19 protein-coding genes are annotated in these 17,577 nt (G+C 33.2%); 5 read left to right on the top strand and 14 right to left on the bottom strand.

All coding sequences use genetic code 11. From position 1 onward, the window contains the following. Positions 1-27: 27 nt before the first annotated feature. The 9 genes from copZ to AC0L0O_RS05880 form a co-directional block, all read right to left on the bottom strand. Positions 28-234: a copper chaperone CopZ gene (copZ, locus tag AC0L0O_RS05920; RefSeq protein WP_000436976.1), complete on the bottom strand. Its 207-nt coding sequence runs from the start codon at positions 232-234 to the stop codon at positions 28-30. Positions 235-422: 188 nt separating this feature from the next. Then, a complete protein-coding gene (locus tag AC0L0O_RS05915; protein WP_000349636.1) occupies positions 423-725 on the bottom strand; it encodes a metal-sensing transcriptional repressor in 303 nt (100 codons plus the stop codon). A 291-nt stretch (positions 726-1,016) separates the two neighbouring features. Next, entirely contained in the window at positions 1,017-1,244 is a 228-nt protein-coding gene (locus AC0L0O_RS05910; protein WP_000849096.1) for a hypothetical protein, read from the bottom strand. Positions 1,245-1,575: 331 nt separating this feature from the next. Further along, positions 1,576-2,403, bottom strand: coding sequence for an alpha/beta hydrolase (locus AC0L0O_RS05905; protein WP_001098339.1), 828 nt, complete (start codon positions 2,401-2,403; stop codon positions 1,576-1,578). 16 nt (positions 2,404-2,419) lie between these two features. After that, entirely contained in the window at positions 2,420-3,241 is an 822-nt protein-coding gene (locus AC0L0O_RS05900) for an ABC transporter ATP-binding protein (protein WP_000025770.1), read from the bottom strand. 14 nt (positions 3,242-3,255) lie between these two features. Further along, positions 3,256-4,278 (bottom strand): FecCD family ABC transporter permease, encoded by a 1,023-nt coding sequence (locus AC0L0O_RS05895; RefSeq protein ID WP_000920461.1) that lies wholly within the window; start codon positions 4,276-4,278, stop codon positions 3,256-3,258. Then, positions 4,271-5,278, bottom strand: a complete 1,008-nt coding sequence (locus AC0L0O_RS05890; protein ID WP_001173074.1) for a FecCD family ABC transporter permease — start codon at positions 5,276-5,278, stop codon at positions 4,271-4,273. The genes AC0L0O_RS05895 and AC0L0O_RS05890 overlap by 8 nt, the downstream gene beginning before the upstream one ends. 27 nt (positions 5,279-5,305) lie before the next feature. Next, on the bottom strand, positions 5,306-6,271 hold the full coding sequence (locus AC0L0O_RS05885) for an iron-hydroxamate ABC transporter substrate-binding protein (RefSeq protein ID WP_473785663.1): 966 nt from the start codon (positions 6,269-6,271) through the stop codon (positions 5,306-5,308). A 299-nt stretch (positions 6,272-6,570) separates the two neighbouring features. Beyond that, positions 6,571-7,329, bottom strand: a complete 759-nt coding sequence (locus tag AC0L0O_RS05880) for an exodeoxyribonuclease III (protein WP_000668831.1) — start codon at positions 7,327-7,329, stop codon at positions 6,571-6,573. A 154-nt stretch (positions 7,330-7,483) separates the two neighbouring features. On the opposite strand from AC0L0O_RS05880, the gene adaA reads away from it, so the two are divergent. The 3 genes from adaA to alkA are packed head-to-tail and all read left to right on the top strand — an operon-like array spanning position 7,484 to position 9,499. Further along, positions 7,484-8,080 (top strand): bifunctional transcriptional activator/DNA repair enzyme AdaA, encoded by a 597-nt coding sequence (gene adaA / locus AC0L0O_RS05875; RefSeq protein WP_000551309.1) that lies wholly within the window; start codon positions 7,484-7,486, stop codon positions 8,078-8,080. Further along, the gene (locus tag AC0L0O_RS05870; RefSeq protein WP_473785662.1) at positions 8,061-8,591 is read left to right on the top strand and encodes a methylated-DNA--protein-cysteine S-methyltransferase; all 531 of its coding nucleotides are present in this window, start codon (positions 8,061-8,063) and stop codon (positions 8,589-8,591) included. Before adaA ends, AC0L0O_RS05870 begins: the two co-directional genes overlap by 20 nt. Beyond that, positions 8,588-9,499: a DNA-3-methyladenine glycosidase II gene (gene alkA, locus AC0L0O_RS05865; protein ID WP_473785661.1), complete on the top strand. Its 912-nt coding sequence runs from the start codon at positions 8,588-8,590 to the stop codon at positions 9,497-9,499. Before AC0L0O_RS05870 ends, alkA begins: the two co-directional genes overlap by 4 nt. A gap of 37 nt (positions 9,500-9,536) precedes the next feature. Here the strand turns inward: alkA and pepT are convergent, their stop codons facing one another. Continuing rightward, on the bottom strand, positions 9,537-10,769 hold the full coding sequence (gene pepT / locus AC0L0O_RS05860; protein WP_473785660.1) for a peptidase T: 1,233 nt from the start codon (positions 10,767-10,769) through the stop codon (positions 9,537-9,539). Positions 10,770-10,962: 193 nt separating this feature from the next. Between pepT and AC0L0O_RS05855 the strand changes: the two genes are divergently transcribed. Then, entirely contained in the window at positions 10,963-11,601 is a 639-nt protein-coding gene (locus AC0L0O_RS05855; RefSeq protein ID WP_001241272.1) for a YczE/YyaS/YitT family protein, read from the top strand. A 90-nt stretch (positions 11,602-11,691) separates the two neighbouring features. Here AC0L0O_RS05855 and AC0L0O_RS05850 read toward each other — a convergent pair whose 3' ends face one another. The 4 genes from AC0L0O_RS05850 to AC0L0O_RS05835 all read right to left on the bottom strand — a co-directional run bounded on the left by AC0L0O_RS05850 (position 11,692) and on the right by AC0L0O_RS05835 (position 14,335). After that, entirely contained in the window at positions 11,692-12,009 is a 318-nt protein-coding gene (locus tag AC0L0O_RS05850) for a hypothetical protein (protein ID WP_000721340.1), read from the bottom strand. Between the two features lie 323 nt (positions 12,010-12,332). After that, complete coding sequence (locus tag AC0L0O_RS05845) at positions 12,333-12,908, bottom strand: histidine phosphatase family protein (protein WP_001099555.1); 576 nt, start codon at positions 12,906-12,908, stop codon at positions 12,333-12,335. A gap of 30 nt (positions 12,909-12,938) precedes the next feature. Further along, complete coding sequence (locus AC0L0O_RS05840; RefSeq protein WP_473785659.1) at positions 12,939-13,754, bottom strand: alpha/beta fold hydrolase; 816 nt, start codon at positions 13,752-13,754, stop codon at positions 12,939-12,941. A gap of 176 nt (positions 13,755-13,930) precedes the next feature. Continuing rightward, positions 13,931-14,335, bottom strand: a complete 405-nt coding sequence (locus AC0L0O_RS05835) for a VOC family protein (protein ID WP_000800661.1) — start codon at positions 14,333-14,335, stop codon at positions 13,931-13,933. A 427-nt stretch (positions 14,336-14,762) separates the two neighbouring features. Here AC0L0O_RS05835 and AC0L0O_RS05830 point away from each other — a divergent pair, with 427 nt between their 5' ends. Further along, positions 14,763-17,489, top strand: a complete 2,727-nt coding sequence (locus tag AC0L0O_RS05830) for a putative bifunctional diguanylate cyclase/phosphodiesterase (protein WP_000773550.1) — start codon at positions 14,763-14,765, stop codon at positions 17,487-17,489. Positions 17,490-17,577: the final 88 nt, after the last annotated feature.

The raw sequence follows: 17,577 nt of genomic DNA, 5'->3' as shown, positions 1-17,577 counted from the left end.
ACGATTTATTTCCATATCTAAAAATAATTATTGAACATCGTATCCTTGATCTTCGATTACAGCAACGATATCTTTTAATGTTACAACTGACGAGTCAATAGTAACTTCAACAGTTCCTTCTGCTAATTGAACTTTCACTTGTTCAACACCGTTTAGCTCTTTCACACTGCTTTCGATAGCATTTACACAATGTCCACAAGACATACCTTCAACTTGTAATGTTAACTGTTCCATTTAAAATCCTCCTCTTGTTTCTTCATTGTTTGTTAATCACAACCTCATCTTACCATACCCCCCTAAGGTAATCAATGGTTTTGTGTTATGATTTTTCAATTTTTTTCTAAAAGTTTATTTTACACACACTTTTTCACACCCATACAAGAATAAAGAAAAAAACAAGCCAGTTACATACTAGCTTGTTTTTACGCTTTTGAAAAACGTTCAAATACTGTCATTAATTCTTCAATTGCTTCGTCACCATTACCATCTTTAATTGCACCTGAAACACAATGACTCGTATGGTTTTTTAATACACCCATTCCTACTTTTTTCATCGCTGCATTAATCGCTGAAATTTGCACTAAAATATCCACGCAATAACGATCATTTTCAATCATATTTTGAATACCGCGGACTTGTCCTTCAATTCTCTTTAATCTATTTATAATTTGTTCTTTTTCTTTTTCTGATCTATGTGTTACTGCTTCATGCTCTTTATGATCCATATTATCACCTTCTTAAAGTTTCTCTTCATCCAATAAAACAACTGTTTTTATGAGTATACCAATTATAGCATTAAATATCTATGCATGATACCCCATATGAGTATATTTCCGCTTTATGATTATTCTTAACACATTGTTAGCTTCTCAGTCTCAATTTTCATTATACCCTTTCCTTTTTTCAAAAAACAATAATAAGCGGGGATTGTCCATCCCCGCTTATTATTCATCCCAAAATATAAAAGTCTCAATCTTCACACTTGTAAATTGAGACTTTTTTCTTCCTATATATAATTATTGCTGATCACAGACTTTTGTATCATTCACTACTGAAGTTCCTTCAACAGTTACCGTATGAAAACAATCATTTACTCGAACTGTAATAACATTATCTTGCCGATCAATAATATGATATTCATTAAAATTTTTATTTAGAGCACTGCGAATTTGTTCTCCTTCATAAATTGGGATACCATGCGATAAAATCCAAATAAGTCCAGCGATAGCGAGAATAGTTTTCATACGATCTACCTCCTTGAGAATATAGTGAACTTTTCATCCATCCTTTTCAGCTCTACGAATCATGATGAAAATAAACTAAGCCTTTTTGGAAATAAGTTCATTTCGTCTATTTTATGTTTATGCTAATTGTGACCGAATTGTGACAACTTTTTGTCTCTTTAGACGAAAAGTTGAAACAAAACTTTCAAAAAGGACAATTCTACTTCTCAAAGCAAAAGGCTATGGAGAATTTCTCCATAGCCTTTTGTTTGCATTTTATTAAACACTCGTTTTATTATCTAACCTACTACAGATCATATAAAAATGTGGATTCACTCAAATCACTAACCATTTAATCGATGGATACGTGACTAATGAATCTTAATCCTTTACTTAAAGAACTCGGCACAACTGATGCATGATTCTCCCCTTCAGCCTCATAAAACGTAAAACGAAACTGATCGTGTTTTACTTGGAGAAGGCGCTCTGACAATTCATTAGCACCTACAACCATATGCTCTCGTTCTAGTGAACCAACTGTAAGAAATACTCTTGTTTTAACCTTTGCATTGTTTAATTCATTTATAAGATTTTCTTCTTTTTCAAGCACAGATTGGTTATTCCACCAAATAGATGGACTACTTATAAAATAATTTTGAAAGGCATTTACGTTTGTAAATAATATATGTAAAGCAAATAGACCACCTAGTGAATGCCCAAATAATGTTTGTTTTCCTTTATCAATTTCAAAATTCTTTTCAATTTGCGGCTTTAATTCTTCGTCAATAAAAGTAAAGAAATGATGTGCTCCTCCTGTTTTAGGCCAAGGTTTACCATCTGGTTTTAAAGCCGCATCTTTTGAAATTACGCTAGGCGTAAAATCATAGCATCTTTCTTCACCTGAAAATGCCCCTTCGATTGGATAACCAATACCTACTATAATGGCTGGTGAAACACCTGTTTTTTCTGCTCTAACTGATTGTATTTTAACCGCTTCATGGAATGTTTGAAAAAAGGCATTACCATCTAATACGTAAATGACAGGATATCCTGACTCTGGTGCTGGTTGCCTCGGCTTTGAAATATGAATTTGATATTCCTTACCATCTAATTTTGAATACATGTTCCACTGTTCAGTATTAGATGTTACAATCTGCTGTTTTTCAATAGTAGTGTTCATTTTATATTCCCCCCTTTTAACTTGTTACATATATTTCTACTTTTTCTTCTTGAGATACAACGCTATCATAACCAAAGCAAACAGGAGACCCATTATACGGATCAATCATGACACGCGCATCAATATGAAATACTTCTTTTAACACTTCATTTGTAATGATTTCTTCTGGGCTACCAGTTGTAACGATTTCCCCTTCCTTCATTGCAATAATTTCATCTGAAAACCTTGCTGCATGGTTAATATCATGTAATACCATAACGACCGTACAATTATGGTCTTTATTTAATTTCTCCACAATTTGTAATACATCTAATTGATGAGACATATCAAGATATGTAGTTGGCTCATCTAATAACAACACTTCTGTCTCTTGTGCCAAAGCCATCGCTAGCCATACCTTTTGTCGTTGACCACCTGATAAATTTGCAATTTGTCTCGTTCGAAATTCAGAAGTTTTCGTTATATCTAATGCCCAGTCAATCATCTCTTTATCTTTTGAAGTTAACTTATTTACATTATTTCGATGTGGATAACGTCCATAAGAAATTAATTCTTCTACTTTAAGCTCTCCTGGTGCAATTGGAGTTTGCGGGAGTAGGGCTAACTGCTTCGCAATTTGTTTCGTTGGAATTGTATGTAAATCCTGTCCTTGTAAATATACTTTACCACTCTTTTGCTTTAAAATTCTTCCCATTGTTTTTAACAGTGTTGATTTACCGCACCCGTTTGGTCCTATAATTGTCGTTACTTTTCCTTCTTGTATTTCCACATTTAAATCGCGAAACACTGTAAGCTTTTCATAACTTGTTTCTAAATTTTTCGCACTTAAAATACTCACTTTTATTCCTCCTCTTACGCTTTCGCCTTATAAAGTAAATATAAGAAATAAGGTACACCGACAATAGAAATAACGATTCCAACTGGTAACTCTACAGGTGTGAAAACTGTTTTTGCAATAAAGTCTGAAGTAATTACAAGAAACATTCCAATTACTCCGCACGTAGGAATGATATGCTTATGCTGAATACCGACAAGTCTTTTCGCTATATGCGGTGCCATTAATCCGATGAAACCAATACTTCCTGAAACTGCAACACATGCGCTTACAAGTCCGATACTACTTAGTAGTAAAATTGATTTCTCTCTTTCTACTGAAACACCTAAACTTGTAATACTCGTTTCTTCCAATTGAAATAAATCTAATAAATAAGCTTTCTTTTGTATCAGTGGAATTAGTATGATAAGCCACGGTAACATTGCAATAATATACTTCCAGTTTGCACTATATATACTGCCTGACACCCAAACTGCAGCCATCTCGAAATCGGTTGACTTCATTTTGAGTGATAAATACATAGAAAATGCTCCAAATCCTGATCCAATTGCAATCCCTGTTAATAAAAGACGCTGCGAATCTAACTTACCATTTTTCCAAGAAAACAGATAAATGATAATAGCTGCACCTAATCCGCCTACTAAACCAAACATTGGCATCATCATAATAGAAACCCAGTCTGTGCTCTTTAATTGCCCTTGAAAGAAAAACATAAAAATAACGATAGCTGTTCCTGCTCCGGCATTAACTCCTAAAATACCTGGGTCTGCCAATCCATTTCTCGTAATACCTTGAATAACAGCACCGGCAACGCCGAGACCTAATCCTACTAATCCAGCAATTATGATGCGCGGAAGACGAAACTCAAAAATAACTAAATCATGGTCTGGTACTGGATCTATTCTAAGGAGTGTTTTACATACATCTGTAATCGTAATATCAAACGTACCATTCGTTAAACTAATATAAATAGCACATAGTATTAAAAATATACTAATCCCCATCGTCATTCCAAAACGTTGACTTGAACTTTTAAGCATGTCTCTCTCCTCCTCTTGTACGGATTAAATAAAGGAAGAAAGGAATTCCAATTAAGGAGGTAACGACTCCAATTGGTGTTTCAAATGGATAGTTTACAAACCTACTTAAAATATCACATAACGCTAGAAAAACACCGCCAATAACGCCTGCGCATGGCAAAATCCACTTATAATCTACTCCAATTATAAAGCGAGTAATGTGCGGAATAATTAAACCTACAAAACCAACTTTCCCCACTAAAGCAACTGCCGTTCCTGTTAAAAAGATAACTGATAAAATAGCCATCGCTTTAACTAGTTTTGTACGCTGCCCTAGGTTAATAGAAACTTCTTCTCCTAAAGAAAGAATCGTAATAGATTTTGATATTAACAGCGCTAAAACTATTCCAATTATCCCAAACGGTATCGTAATTTTAATGATATTCGGGTCTACTTGGTCTAATTTTGCATTAAACCAAAAACTAACATTTTGAGAAATTTGGAAATATGAAGCCATTGCAGCAGACACACTGCTTAAAAATGTTCCAATAACTGTCCCAATAATCGCTAACCGAACTGGCGATAAACCATTTTGAAGGAGCGAACCAAAACCAAACACGATACCTGCTCCTAGTGCAGAACCAATCATTGAACATACAACCATACCAATTGATGACATTCCCGGAAGAAAAATCATACAAAGTGTAATAACAAAGGCTGCCCCATCCGTCACACCCATAATAGAAGGGGATGCAAGATAGTTTCTTGTCATCCCCTGCATAAGTGCTCCTGATATGGCTAGAAATGCTCCGACTAAAAGAGCTGCAACTACCCTTGGCAAACGTGAAGTAATAATAATATTATGATTTACATCGCTTGAATCAAAATGAAATAATGCATTCCACACTGTTTGAGCATCGATGTTTTTCGCACCATATAATACAGAAAGTATAACTGTAAATAAAATCAATACGGGTGCTATACATAAAATGGTTACTGGTACCGCATTCGTTTTCTGCATATCATTCAACGCACCTTACTTATTGTATTATTTAGATAAATTTTTCACTGCTTCTTTTAAGAATGCTGTTTTACTCCAAGCTGTACCACCTTGTGCCATTGGATCAACAACGTTTACAAATACTTTCTTTTCCTTCGCAGCATTCATACTTTGCCAAATTGGATTACTTTCAATTTCTTCTAACACTTTCGGGTTTTTATTTTCAGTTGTTTCATATTGTAAGAAAATATAATCTGGGTTAAGTTCAGCAAGTTTTTCAAACGAAATCTTCTCTTGTGCTTTTACAGTTTTCAATTGTTCTGGAGCAGTTAGCCCAAGGTCTTTATAAATTACAGGATTGAAGTATACTCCTTCTGGATATAAGAATAATTCGTTTGCTCTTAGTCTGATTACAAGAACTTTTTTGTCTTTTAACTTATCTCCTAGTTTTGCTTTTGCTTTTTCAGCGTCCGCATTGTAATCTTTAATAATTTTTTCTGCTTTATCTTTTTTACCAGTTAATTCTCCCATTAACTTTAAGTTATCTTCCCAATTTGTTGAAACATGTGATACCGGGAATGTAGGAGCTACTTTCGTAAATTTTTCAGCTGTTTCTGCTGGGAATTTCGTACTAGATGTAATAACGTCTGGTTTTAATTGAAGTAATGTTTCGAAATTTGGTTGCATTTTCTCACCAACAGATTTCGCACCTTCTAAATCTTTCTCCAGATACTTTGGTAATTTACCACCAACCGTAATCGCACCAACTGGTTTAATTCCAAGTACTGCTGCGTCTTCCATTGACTCTAAACTAGCTGTTGCAATTTTATCTACTTTTGCTGACACTGTATATTCTTTACCTAAATATGTAATTTTTCGTTTTTCGTCTTTTTTCGTCTCACTAGCCTTTGTCTGTTGAGTTTTTTCTCCTGAAGTTTTATCCGCACTATTACATGCTACTAGCCCTACACTTAAAACTGTTACCATGCCTAATGTAATTAACTTCTTATTCATCTTTAAATATCTCCTCTCGAATTTCCAAACTATATTCTCAATAAAATTTAACTATATGAAACTTGTTCTACATATATATTTTATTAGATTAATAATTCTATCCAGAACTCATTCTCGTTCACTTCCCCTAAGCTATAATTCTTTTATACCTCATCCATTGATAATCTTTTTCATTGATAATGATTATCGTTACTAAGTATATATTTAATATGCAATTATTTCAAGAAAGATTTGAAAAATTTTAACAAACTGAATTAAAAAAGAAGTATCCGCCTAATGTTAGGTGGATACTTCTTTTTTTAGAAATTTATATGTAATTCAACTGGGCAATGGTCTGACCCCATTACTTCACTATTAATTTTCGCCGCTGTTATTTGGTCTTTCATTCTCTCGGAAACAACAAAATAATCTAAACGCCATCCAATATTTTTTGCTCTTGCTCCCATTCGATACGACCACCACGAATATGCGCCTTCCTGATCAGGATATAGATAACGATACGTATCAATAAATCCTTCTTCTAAAATACATGTAAACTTCTCTCGTTCCTCATCAGAGAATCCAGGGTTTTTACGATTACTTTTTGGATTTTTCAAATCGATTTCTTTATGGGCAACGTTTAAGTCGCCGCAAAAAACAACTGATTTCTTCTCATCCAATCGTTTAATATAGGCCCTGAAATCATCTTCCCATTTCATTCTGTACTCTAAACGCTCTAATCCTCGTTTGGAGTTTGGTGTATATAACGTAATGATGTAAAAATCTTCGAACTCTAAAGTAATAACTCGTCCTTCTTGATCATGCTCTTCAATGCCTAAACCATAAGTAACAGAAAGCGGTTCTTTTTTCGAAAAAATAGCCGTCCCTGAATATCCTTTTTTCACAGCATAATTCCAGTATGTATAATATCCCTCTACATTTAAATCAATTTGCCCCTCTTGTAATTTAATCTCTTGTAAACAAAATATATCAGCATTTGATTCCTCTAGATATTCTAAAAATCCACCTTTTGCGATAACTGCACGTAAACCATTTACATTCCACGAAATGAACTTCACTTATAGTCCTCCTCTTGATGTTTCTTTCCAAATTTCATGCTATCACAAAATAGAAAAACAATCATATTTTCACCTTTGTAATCTTGCTCTTACATTTATGAATACATACATACGCACTTTATTCAGGTTATACTAATTTCAGAGGTGATGTTCTTTGCACAATGAAGGAGTTACGTTAACAAATGAGCATTGGCAAGCAATTATTCATAATGATTCTTCCTATGATAGCAAATTCTTTTATGCCGTGAAATCAACCGGAATTTTTTGCCGACCGTCATGCAAATCAAGAATACCGAATAAAAACAATGTACGAATTTTTCATCATGCAGAGCAAGCATTAAGTGAAAACTTTCGCCCGTGCAAACGTTGTAAACCAAATGGGCTCACTTTACCTAATGAAGAGTGGGTAGAACAAATTAAAGAGTATATCGAAAAACACTTTGATGAAGCATTAACTCTAGACATACTTGCGGAAATGTGCCATGGTAGCCCCTTTCATTTACAACGCACTTTCAAAAAAATGACAGCAATAAGTCCGATAGAATATATACAGCAGTTCAGAATTGTTAAAGCAGCAGAACACCTTTTACACACAAATCAACCCATTAAAGAAATTAGTACTGCCGTCGGGATAGAAAACCCAGAATATTTCGCAACTTTATTTAAAAAGAAAACTGGGTTTACCCCTACTGAATATCGAAAAAAGAATGAAATGAAAGAGGGATACAATAATGAATTCCTACAAAAATAAATTTATATATTGGACGCTACTTACACATGCAAATTGGAAGTTTCATATTGCTGCAACTGAAAGTGGGCTATGTTTCATTGGATCACAAGACGAACAATTTGAGGAATTAAATATATGGGCTAGAAAAAAACTGCCACAATATATATTGATTCATAGTCCAGATTATTTGCAAGTATATACAAAAGAAATTATCGAGTATTTAAAAAACAAGAGAGAAACTTTTACATTCCCTATCGATGCTTACGGAACTGCATTTCAATTATCTGTTTGGAATACGGTACGTGAAATTCCTTATGGGAAAACATATTCTTATACAGAAATTGCAGATAGAATTCAAAAACCTACAGCGGTACGTGCCGTTGCTTCTGCTATTGCTGCCAACCCAATTCTCATTATGATTCCTTGCCACCGTGTTATTGGAAAGAATGGTAAACTAACTGGTTTTAGAGGGGGATTAGAAATGAAGAAAGAATTGCTTGCATTAGAAAAATTACAGGTGGAATTCATATGACAGCCGAATATAGTAACGCATTAACTTTAACAGTTCCAACAGAATTTAGTTTTCAAGAAAATTTACGCTATCTATCCCGTTCTAACAATGAATGTATGTTCCACATTGAAGATAACAAAATTTATAAAGTTATCCCTGTTCACGATGTAAATCCTTTAGTTGAAATTAGTATGAATGCGGATGATACTATTCAAATACGTTTTTTAGGAGAAGCCTATATCTCTGCAAAACCGATACGCGATGCTGTAGCTAACTATGTAACTGAATGGTTTGATTTAACTACTGATTTAGCTCCCTTTTATACATTAGCTAAACATGATGTACTCCTTCAAAGACCAACTGAACAATATTATGGCCTTCGTACTTTAGGTATTCCAGACTTATTTGAGGCACTTTCCTGGGGAATTATCGGGCAGCAAATTAACCTCACTTATGCTTATACACTAAAAAGAAGATTAGTCGAGACATTTGGAAGTTATGTAGAATGGAACGATAGAAAGTATTGGATATTCCCATCACATGAAACAATTGCCAATTTACACGTAGAGGATCTCAAAAATTTAAAAATGACGACTAGAAAATGTGAATATTTAATCGGTATTGCAAAGCTTATTACAGAAGGAAAACTATCAAAAGAATCTTTACTACAAACACAAGATGTAAAGATTGCTGAAAAACAATTAACTGCTATACATGGTATAGGTCCGTGGACTGCTCACTATGTTTTAATGCGCTGTTTACGATTCCCTTCCGCTTTTCCAATTGACGATGTTGGTTTGCACAATGCAATTAAATATATAACAGGTTCTAAAAGTAAACCGACTAAACAGGAAATAAAAGATTTTGCGGCAAATTGGATTAACTGGGAGTCTTACGCAACTTTTTATTTGTGGCGAGTATTATACTAAAAAACCAAGTAGCGTTTTTGCACTACTTGGTTCTTTTTTAAGCTTGTTCTTCAAATCGTCTTGCAATTTCTATAATAACTTGAACAGCTTTTTCCATAACATCTACCGAAACATACTCAAATTTACCGTGATAGTTTTCACCACCTGTGAAAATGTTTGGGGTTGGTAATCCCATATACGATAATTGTGATCCATCTGTTCCACCACGAATCGGATGAATATTTGGTTCGATATTTAAACTTTTCATTGCCTCATATGCAATATCAACAATTTCTCTCACTGGTTCAATCTTTTCAAGCATGTTATAGTATTGATCATTCATTTCTAAAACGACTGCATCTCGTCCATACTTCTCTTGCATTTGCTTCACAATATTTTCAATGGTATTTTTACGCGCTTCAAAGTTTTTACGATCAAAATCTCGAATAATATAATATGCTTTACTTTGTTCAACATCACCATTTAAAGAAAGTAAATGGTAGAATCCCTCGTATCCTTCCGTATACTCTGGTGCTTCTTCTACTGGTAAATGCCCATTAAACTCCATAGCTAGTTTCGTCGCGTTACGCATTTTATTTTTCGCTGTCCCAGGATGTGTATTCGTTCCGTTAAACGTTAACTTTGCACCTGCAGCATTAAAGCTTTCATATTCTAAACCACCTAATGGACCTCCATCCATCGTATAAGCGAATGATGCACCAAACGCTTCTACATCAAAATGTGCTGGGCCACGGCCAATTTCTTCATCCGGCGTAAACGCAACTCTAATTTTCCCATGTTTAATTTGCGGATTATGTATTAAATAATTCATTGCAACCATAATTTCTGTAAGACCAGCTTTATCATCTGCTCCTAACAGTGTTGTACCGTCCGTTGTAATAATCGTATGTCCTTTATAAGACGGTAATTCTGGGAACTGTTCTGGCGTTAATACAATATTAAGCTCTTCATTTAACGTAATTGCGTTCCCGTCAAAGTTTTCATGAATTTGTGGTTTTACATTTTTCCCCGTAAAGTCTGTTGCTGTATCTAAATGTGCTAAAAAGCCGATTACAGGAACATCCTTATCCGTATTAGCTGGAAGTGTTGCCATTACATATCCATTATCATCCATCGTTACTTCTGTTAATCCAACTTCTTTCAACTCTTCAACTAATAACTTACCAAACTCAATTTGTCCTGGTGTTGTTGGCACTGTATGACTATCTTCATTTGATTGCGTATCAATCTTTACATATCTCGTAAATTTTTCAATAAGTTCTTCTTTCAAGCTCATTCACTCCCTTTTATATTTCTTTCTCCATTATAAGCCTTAAAACAAAATATTTTAACTTTTTTGACTGTAAAGGTATATATTCCATTTGCATTTTAATGATTTCCAACAAATTAAGAAAGGCGATAATATTTGCACACTTAAAGCTTCACATGTAACATACATAATAATAAATATGGGAGGTATAAAAATGAGGCTAACTCTCTTTCGCTATTTTCTTTTTTTCTTAGGATTAATTTTCTTTGGCCTTGGGAATGCTCTTGCAGTCAAAGTGAAATTTCTCGGTTTGCATCCTTGGGAAGTTTTAAATATGGCCCTCTACCAAAGATTTGGATGGACCCTTGGTACGTGGAGTGTCATATGTGGATTATGTCTCGTTCTCATTTCTTTACTAGTAGATCGAAAATATATAAATGTAGGTACATTTTTAAATGCACTACTTATCGGTCCCATTATGGACTTTTTCTTACAATCAAATATCCTTCCAAACGCTAGTGATTATTTATGGATAAACTTACTCATTTTATTTGCTGGTATTGCCATTACAGGTATTGGGGGAGGGATGTACGTTGCGGCTGGGATTGGTGCTGGACCTCGCGATGGATTCATGCTTACTATTTCCGACAAAACAGGTTTATCTATTAGCCGTGCTCGAATCATTGTAGAATGCGTTGTACTAGTTATTGGATTTATGCTCGGTGGTCCTGTTTTTATCGTAACTTTTCTATACACTTTTATTCAAAGTCCCATCTTTCAGCAATCATTTAAGGTGTTTCAAACACTTTTACATACTTTACAAAACAAAGATAAAGTTAGTGAGCATATTTAAATTACAACTTAATACAAATCAAACACCCTATTTACGATTCTCACCGCAGATAGGGTGTTTCTTTTTCATCTGACAATTTAAGAATATATGCTACTCATTCACAATAAAAGTATATACATCGTTATAAATACAACCATTTACCCTAATAACGTACTTCCCGGGTTTACTAAAACGAATTGTGTATTTATTTAGCTGAATTGCTTCTTTATCTCCAGAAAGAACATCAATGCTTCTGCCACTTAATACATATAATTCATTTATATTCATCGATACATCAATTGCATTGAAATTCTCCTCTTTCACTTGCTGTGATTCCGCAGCGCTTACACTTGGTTCTAAAAACAGTAGTCCACTTAATCCAATCGTTCCCGCTAAAGCTACTCCCGCAAACTTTTTAATCTTTTTCATTACAATGGCCTCCTTATAGATTTTTCGTAAAGGTAATATTCCCCCTTACACCTCAAAGCCTATATGTAATAAAATGAAAAGTAAACGGAGACCGTAAGACAAAATTCTACATCTTTTTCTCCAATTGAATATAAATCCATCGTTTGGAATTTTGTCATATTTAAAATTGTTTCCCTAAACCAAATTTCACATAACTTATTCAAATACTGAATAATTACTTATTGATTTAACATTCTAAAAATAATTGATAAAAATGCATTCTATTCAAATAAGAAGATTTCACCATAAAAATAACTTTTACAACAAAATCCATGCAACCAATTTTATTCCGCTTTCCATAATCTCTCTACATTCATTAATTGTTTTTCTTTAAACTCCATCTTATATATATCTGGTTTTGACGTATTCATTAAAAATTCAAAACCATATTGTTTATCGAAATAGTTCATCATTAATGTCATGACAAGACCATGTGTACCAATTACAATTTTTTGTCCTTGAAAATCCATTAATATTTCTTTTAACACTTTCACTACTCTTCTCTGGCAATCCGCATATGACTCTCCTTCCGCTAGTGCAAAGTCAGGATTAGAGAACATCTTCTTTACAAGTGGATACACTTCTTTATCTGATATAACTTGATCCCCACTGGAAAACATACACTCTTTAAGGTTTTCATATATTAATATTTCTTTTTCATAGAGATTAGCTGTTTTTTCTATCGTTAATACAGCCCTCTTATACGGACTTGAAATGAAAGTATCGATTCCCTCTGTTTTTAATATATCTGTTACTTTATGAACGTCTAAACTTCCCTTTTCAGTTAAACCACGTGTTCTTTCACCCCCATCTAATTTTGGTGATTCACCGTGTCTAACCATATAAATATATGTATTCATACTTCCTCCTTGAAAATATTCATTCGTTTTTTATAAATTTTGTTGTTTCGTTCGTGTAATCCATTCTCCTACTAAACTCTCGAACAATTCAGGCTGTTCAATCTGCAAATTATGCCCTGCCATATCTAACACCGCTAATGTCGCTCTTGGGTAACCATCAATAATTTCTATAATATCTTGATAACCTACCGATATATCTTGTCTTCCGGCTAATAACAGAACAGGTTTCTCATATTTCTTACGGTGAAAATCTATAGTAAGAGAGTAATTTTTTTGCAACCTTTCAATAAACTCATAATTAGCAACATCTAACCCCGGCTTAATTTCCTCTTGAAATCGCTTATATGTATATTCATTTGCTACTACTGCTAACTCGCTAAATTCTTCTCTTTCGGTAGAAGTTAACGTATTAAAAAACTCCTTATCTTGTACAATTATCTGTTTATCCGGTAAACGTCTTTCTTTTTGCATCGCAACAACCACAGGACATATTAATAATAATCCATTGACTCTCTCAAACATTTTTGAAAGTATCCCTCTAGCTAAATATCCGCCGAAAGACTCTCCTACTAGTAAAAAATCTTTCTTTGGAATGATTTCTTCAATAAACATAGTTAACACTTCTAATATATGATCTGAACTATTTATCCAATCTGGAGCGTTCGACTTTCCCATTCCAGGTAAATCAATATATATTCGCTTATAACCTTCATCTTTTTGAAATACTGATTCCATACATTTCATCATTAACCTATGATCGGGCGCACAGCCATGTATAATAAGGACCGGTTTCCCCTCTCCAACAACTTCATAGTATATTTCCGCATCTTTAATTCGCCATAACATAAAAAGCCCTCCCTATTTATACATCCCTTTTGAATAGAAACACTAGCAAACTTATAAGAATACATGCTCTCAATTTACATCTCCCTTTAATTGATTGTCAAATATGAATTTTCAGTTTACAAAAAACTTCCTCCTATTCTTATTTCATAGAAGGAAGCTAATTTAATTTTACCCTATCATAATTTGAAGCCTTGTTCTTCTATTTTCATCAACACAATTCTCCAACCATCTGGGTCCTCAATCGTTATCCCCTTATCTTTCCAATATGGATTTTCTGGTTCCACTTCATCGTATCCCAATGTATGCAGCCTTTTACTCACCTTTTTCATTTCACTATCTTCACTCATATAAAATACAAGTAAATTATCTTTTGTCGGAGCTGGACAAGGACTCCCATCAATATGTCTTGTAAATTCTAAATGATACTCTTCATCTGGGAGACCAAACATGACCCCATCATAACCTTCATGATCGTAAAATTCCCCTATACGTTTTAAGCCTAATCCTTTTTCATAGAATGCTATAACCTCTTCAAACTTATTCGTCGGACGTGCGATTCGAAACTTCACCCAATTTTTCATGATTTTCCTCCCATACTAAAAATTTCATACATGATTACGTATTATTGTACATACGTAACACATTTTTGAAATCACTCATTAGTATAAGAATAAATACATACAAAGGTCTTACTTAAAATAACCTCTATCAGCCCAAAATTAAAATTCAAAAAAGTCTTTATCATTTTATATGCAATTTTGCATCTCTACTTTCAAATCACTAAAAAACCTTTACAATTCAAAAGATGACTAAATATACAATTTCTATTTAAAATCTTTATGCAGTATATACTATCAAATGCAATATTTTTCATTTTTTAGAGCAATTATACTTTTCAAAACTTCCTTATAAACATGATTTTTATAAGGAAATCTGATACAATTCTTAAATAATATTATTATGTATAGATATTACGAATATAGTGCATAATTAAAGAAGGTGATTTTATTGAAATTAAATAAAAATTTACAACTATGTATATTAATTGGAACATTAATATGTTATTCAATCTATTTTATGTTTTTTTATCTGTTCCCCACTCATTTTTCAAATTCGGATGTACGCTTCGCTTCACTTATTGTTGAAGCCATTACATTTGTATCACTCATTTATTCTATATATTCTAAAAAAGTTAGTTCAAATCCATTTTGGATATGTATCACGATAGCAATTGGTAGTTTTTTATTAGGAAAAATAGTATATACATATCAAGATAGCTTCTTCAAAATTCCAATACATCGTTTTACTATTTCTGATGTGTTTTATATGCTTTTTCTACTCTTCTGTCTTATTGCTTTCTGCTATAAAATCCTAAAAGAATGCGATAAATGGGAAAAAGCATTCTTTATTTGTGATATATGCATAGTACTTACTTCCATATTCACATTAGAGTGGTATTTATTTAATCAACCAAATTTAAATATATTCTCTCTTTCACTAGGAGATGTTTTTCTTTCATTTCTATATCCAATTGCAGATTTATTATTCCTTCTACTAGGTGTTAGTCTCTTTTTCCGTCCAACAATTTTTAATTCTAAACGGAAAATTTATATCTTTATTTTTGTATTAATAAGTTCTGCAACTTTTAACTATATTTATTTTTACTTAAATAACCATTTATCAACTGAAACGATAACATTATTACGTCTTTTATATAGAATACCTATATTACTTATTGCAATAGCTGGATCTATTTCAGAAGATCGTAATAGTCATAAAAATTATTTCATTGTAAACCCTATAATAGGAAAAAAGGCTTTAGTTGTATTTCCCTATCTTGCTGTTGCAATACTAATTGGGTTTACATTAAAAGAACAAACATCATCTTCAACTCTCATTACGGGAAATTGTATTACTTTTATTTTCGTACTCATTCGTCATTCTATTGTACGTATGCAAAACAATTCCCTAACTAAACGTTTACAGGCATTTAATGCTCAACTAGAAGAAAAGGTTACTTTACGGACTTCAGATTTAGTTCATAAATCTGAGGCTCTATCTCAAAAGCAACAAAAATTCAAATCATTATATGAATATCATCCTGACCCTATTTTTACAATTGATTTAAATGGCGTATTCTTAAATGTAAATAAAGCTGGAAGCATACTACTTGGTGCACCAACGGATGAGTTACTTGGTGAAACTTGTTTTTCGATTATTTTAGATGAAGACAAATATAAACTAGCATCTGCATTAGAAAAAGTGAAACAACAAGAATCGGCATCCTTACAACTTAGTTCTCAATATAAAGATGGATTTACTTATTCTTTATACGTTACCATCGTCCCTATTATGATAGACGGGCAAATTTCAGGAAGCTATATTATGATGAAAGATATTACTGCACTAAAAAAACAGCAAGAAGAAATAAAATATTTAGCATTCCATGATACTGTAACGAAAATTGGGAACCGTGCCTTTTTCCATAAGAAATTAAAAAAAATTATAAAAAATGCTAAAACGACAGAAAGCGAGTTTGCATTATTATATTTGGACTTAGATCGCTTTAAAGCAATTAACGATACACTTGGACATTCGGCAGGAGACTACATATTAGAAGAAGTAGCGAAGCGATTCCAATCATGTCTTCCATCACATACTCATCTATCAAGAATCGGTGGCGATGAATTTACAATCTTAATTGAAAACTATACTGACGAAGATTCCTTATTCGAGTTATGCAACCAGTTATTTGAATGCATGGAAAAATCGTTTGTCATATATGAACATACATTAACTTTATCACTAAGTATCGGCATCGCTATTTATCCACATTCTGGAATCGATACCGCTACACTTCTGAAAAACGCTAATGTTGCAATGTATGATGCGAAAGCAAAAGAACTTAATTCTGTCTCTATTTATGATGATGTAATTGCAAAAAAAATTGAAAGACGATTACGATTAGAAAAAGATTTACCAAATGCAATTCAAAATGAAGAATTGTTCCTTTTATATCAACCTCAAGTTGATAGCAAATCTAACAAAATTATCGGTGCTGAAGCTTTAATTAGGTGGAATCATCCTGAATTAGGTGTTATTTCTCCATACGAGTTTATTCCGATTGCAGAAGAAACGCTACAAATTATTCCAATAGGAAAGTGGACACTACAACAAGCTTGTGAGCAAATGAAACGTTGGCACACAAGCGGATATTCACATTTGAAAATAGGTGTGAATTTATCTGCTAAAGAATTTGAACAAGAAGATTTTGTAAAGTCTATTTCTGCTACATTAACAAATACAGGTTTACCAGCAAGTTCTCTTGATCTTGAATTAACAGAACGAATTGCAATGATGGATGAGCGAGAAACATTAATAAAACTGCGTACACTAAAGAGTTTAGGCGTTCACATTTCAATTGACGACTTTGGTACTGGTTATTCTTCGCTAGCCTATTTACCTTTATATCCAATCGATACGTTAAAAATCCCGAGAGAATTTATTACAATGTCTGAAACATGTGACGATGGAATGGAAATTATTAAAACGATCATCACATTAGCAAATACATTAGGGATGTCAGTTATCGCTGAAGGTGTAGAAACGAAAGAACACGTGAGTTTCCTTCAAAAAAATAATTGTCAATTTATTCAAGGCTACTACTACAGCAAGCCTATTCATGCTGATTCATTTTCTACTCTTCTCAAAAAAGGTGTTCGTTATAACCATTAGCGCAAATACATACAAGAAAAAGGAAGAAGAGCCCGTCTCCTCTTTCTTTTTTTGTGCTTTGCAACTTTTCATTTCCTTCACATATCAT

The organism is Bacillus sp. GS3m_15504 (assembly GCF_055825275.1).
This window is presented reverse-complemented; position numbering and strand designations above follow the sequence as displayed.

What these genes read in the sequence shown, in the direction of transcription:
- copZ (WP_000436976.1), bottom strand. Translation starts at nt 234, where the DNA reads ATGGAACAGTTAACATTACAAGTTGAAGGTATGTCTTGTGGACATTGT.
- AC0L0O_RS05915 (WP_000349636.1), bottom strand. Translation starts at nt 725, where the DNA reads ATGGATCATAAAGAGCATGAAGCAGTAACACATAGATCAGAAAAAGAA.
- AC0L0O_RS05910 (WP_000849096.1), bottom strand. Translation starts at nt 1,244, where the DNA reads ATGAAAACTATTCTCGCTATCGCTGGACTTATTTGGATTTTATCGCAT.
- AC0L0O_RS05905 (WP_001098339.1), bottom strand. Translation starts at nt 2,403, where the DNA reads ATGAACACTACTATTGAAAAACAGCAGATTGTAACATCTAATACTGAA.
- AC0L0O_RS05895 (WP_000920461.1), bottom strand. Translation starts at nt 4,278, where the DNA reads ATGCTTAAAAGTTCAAGTCAACGTTTTGGAATGACGATGGGGATTAGT.
- AC0L0O_RS05890 (WP_001173074.1), bottom strand. Translation starts at nt 5,278, where the DNA reads ATGCAGAAAACGAATGCGGTACCAGTAACCATTTTATGTATAGCACCC.
- AC0L0O_RS05885 (WP_473785663.1), bottom strand. Translation starts at nt 6,271, where the DNA reads ATGAATAAGAAGTTAATTACATTAGGCATGGTAACAGTTTTAAGTGTA.
- AC0L0O_RS05870 (WP_473785662.1), top strand. Translation starts at nt 8,061, where the DNA reads ATGAATTCCTACAAAAATAAATTTATATATTGGACGCTACTTACACAT.
- alkA (WP_473785661.1), top strand. Translation starts at nt 8,588, where the DNA reads ATGACAGCCGAATATAGTAACGCATTAACTTTAACAGTTCCAACAGAA.
- AC0L0O_RS05855 (WP_001241272.1), top strand. Translation starts at nt 10,963, where the DNA reads ATGAGGCTAACTCTCTTTCGCTATTTTCTTTTTTTCTTAGGATTAATT.
- AC0L0O_RS05850 (WP_000721340.1), bottom strand. Translation starts at nt 12,009, where the DNA reads ATGAAAAAGATTAAAAAGTTTGCGGGAGTAGCTTTAGCGGGAACGATT.
- AC0L0O_RS05845 (WP_001099555.1), bottom strand. Translation starts at nt 12,908, where the DNA reads ATGAATACATATATTTATATGGTTAGACACGGTGAATCACCAAAATTA.
- AC0L0O_RS05840 (WP_473785659.1), bottom strand. Translation starts at nt 13,754, where the DNA reads ATGTTATGGCGAATTAAAGATGCGGAAATATACTATGAAGTTGTTGGA.
- AC0L0O_RS05835 (WP_000800661.1), bottom strand. Translation starts at nt 14,335, where the DNA reads ATGAAAAATTGGGTGAAGTTTCGAATCGCACGTCCGACGAATAAGTTT.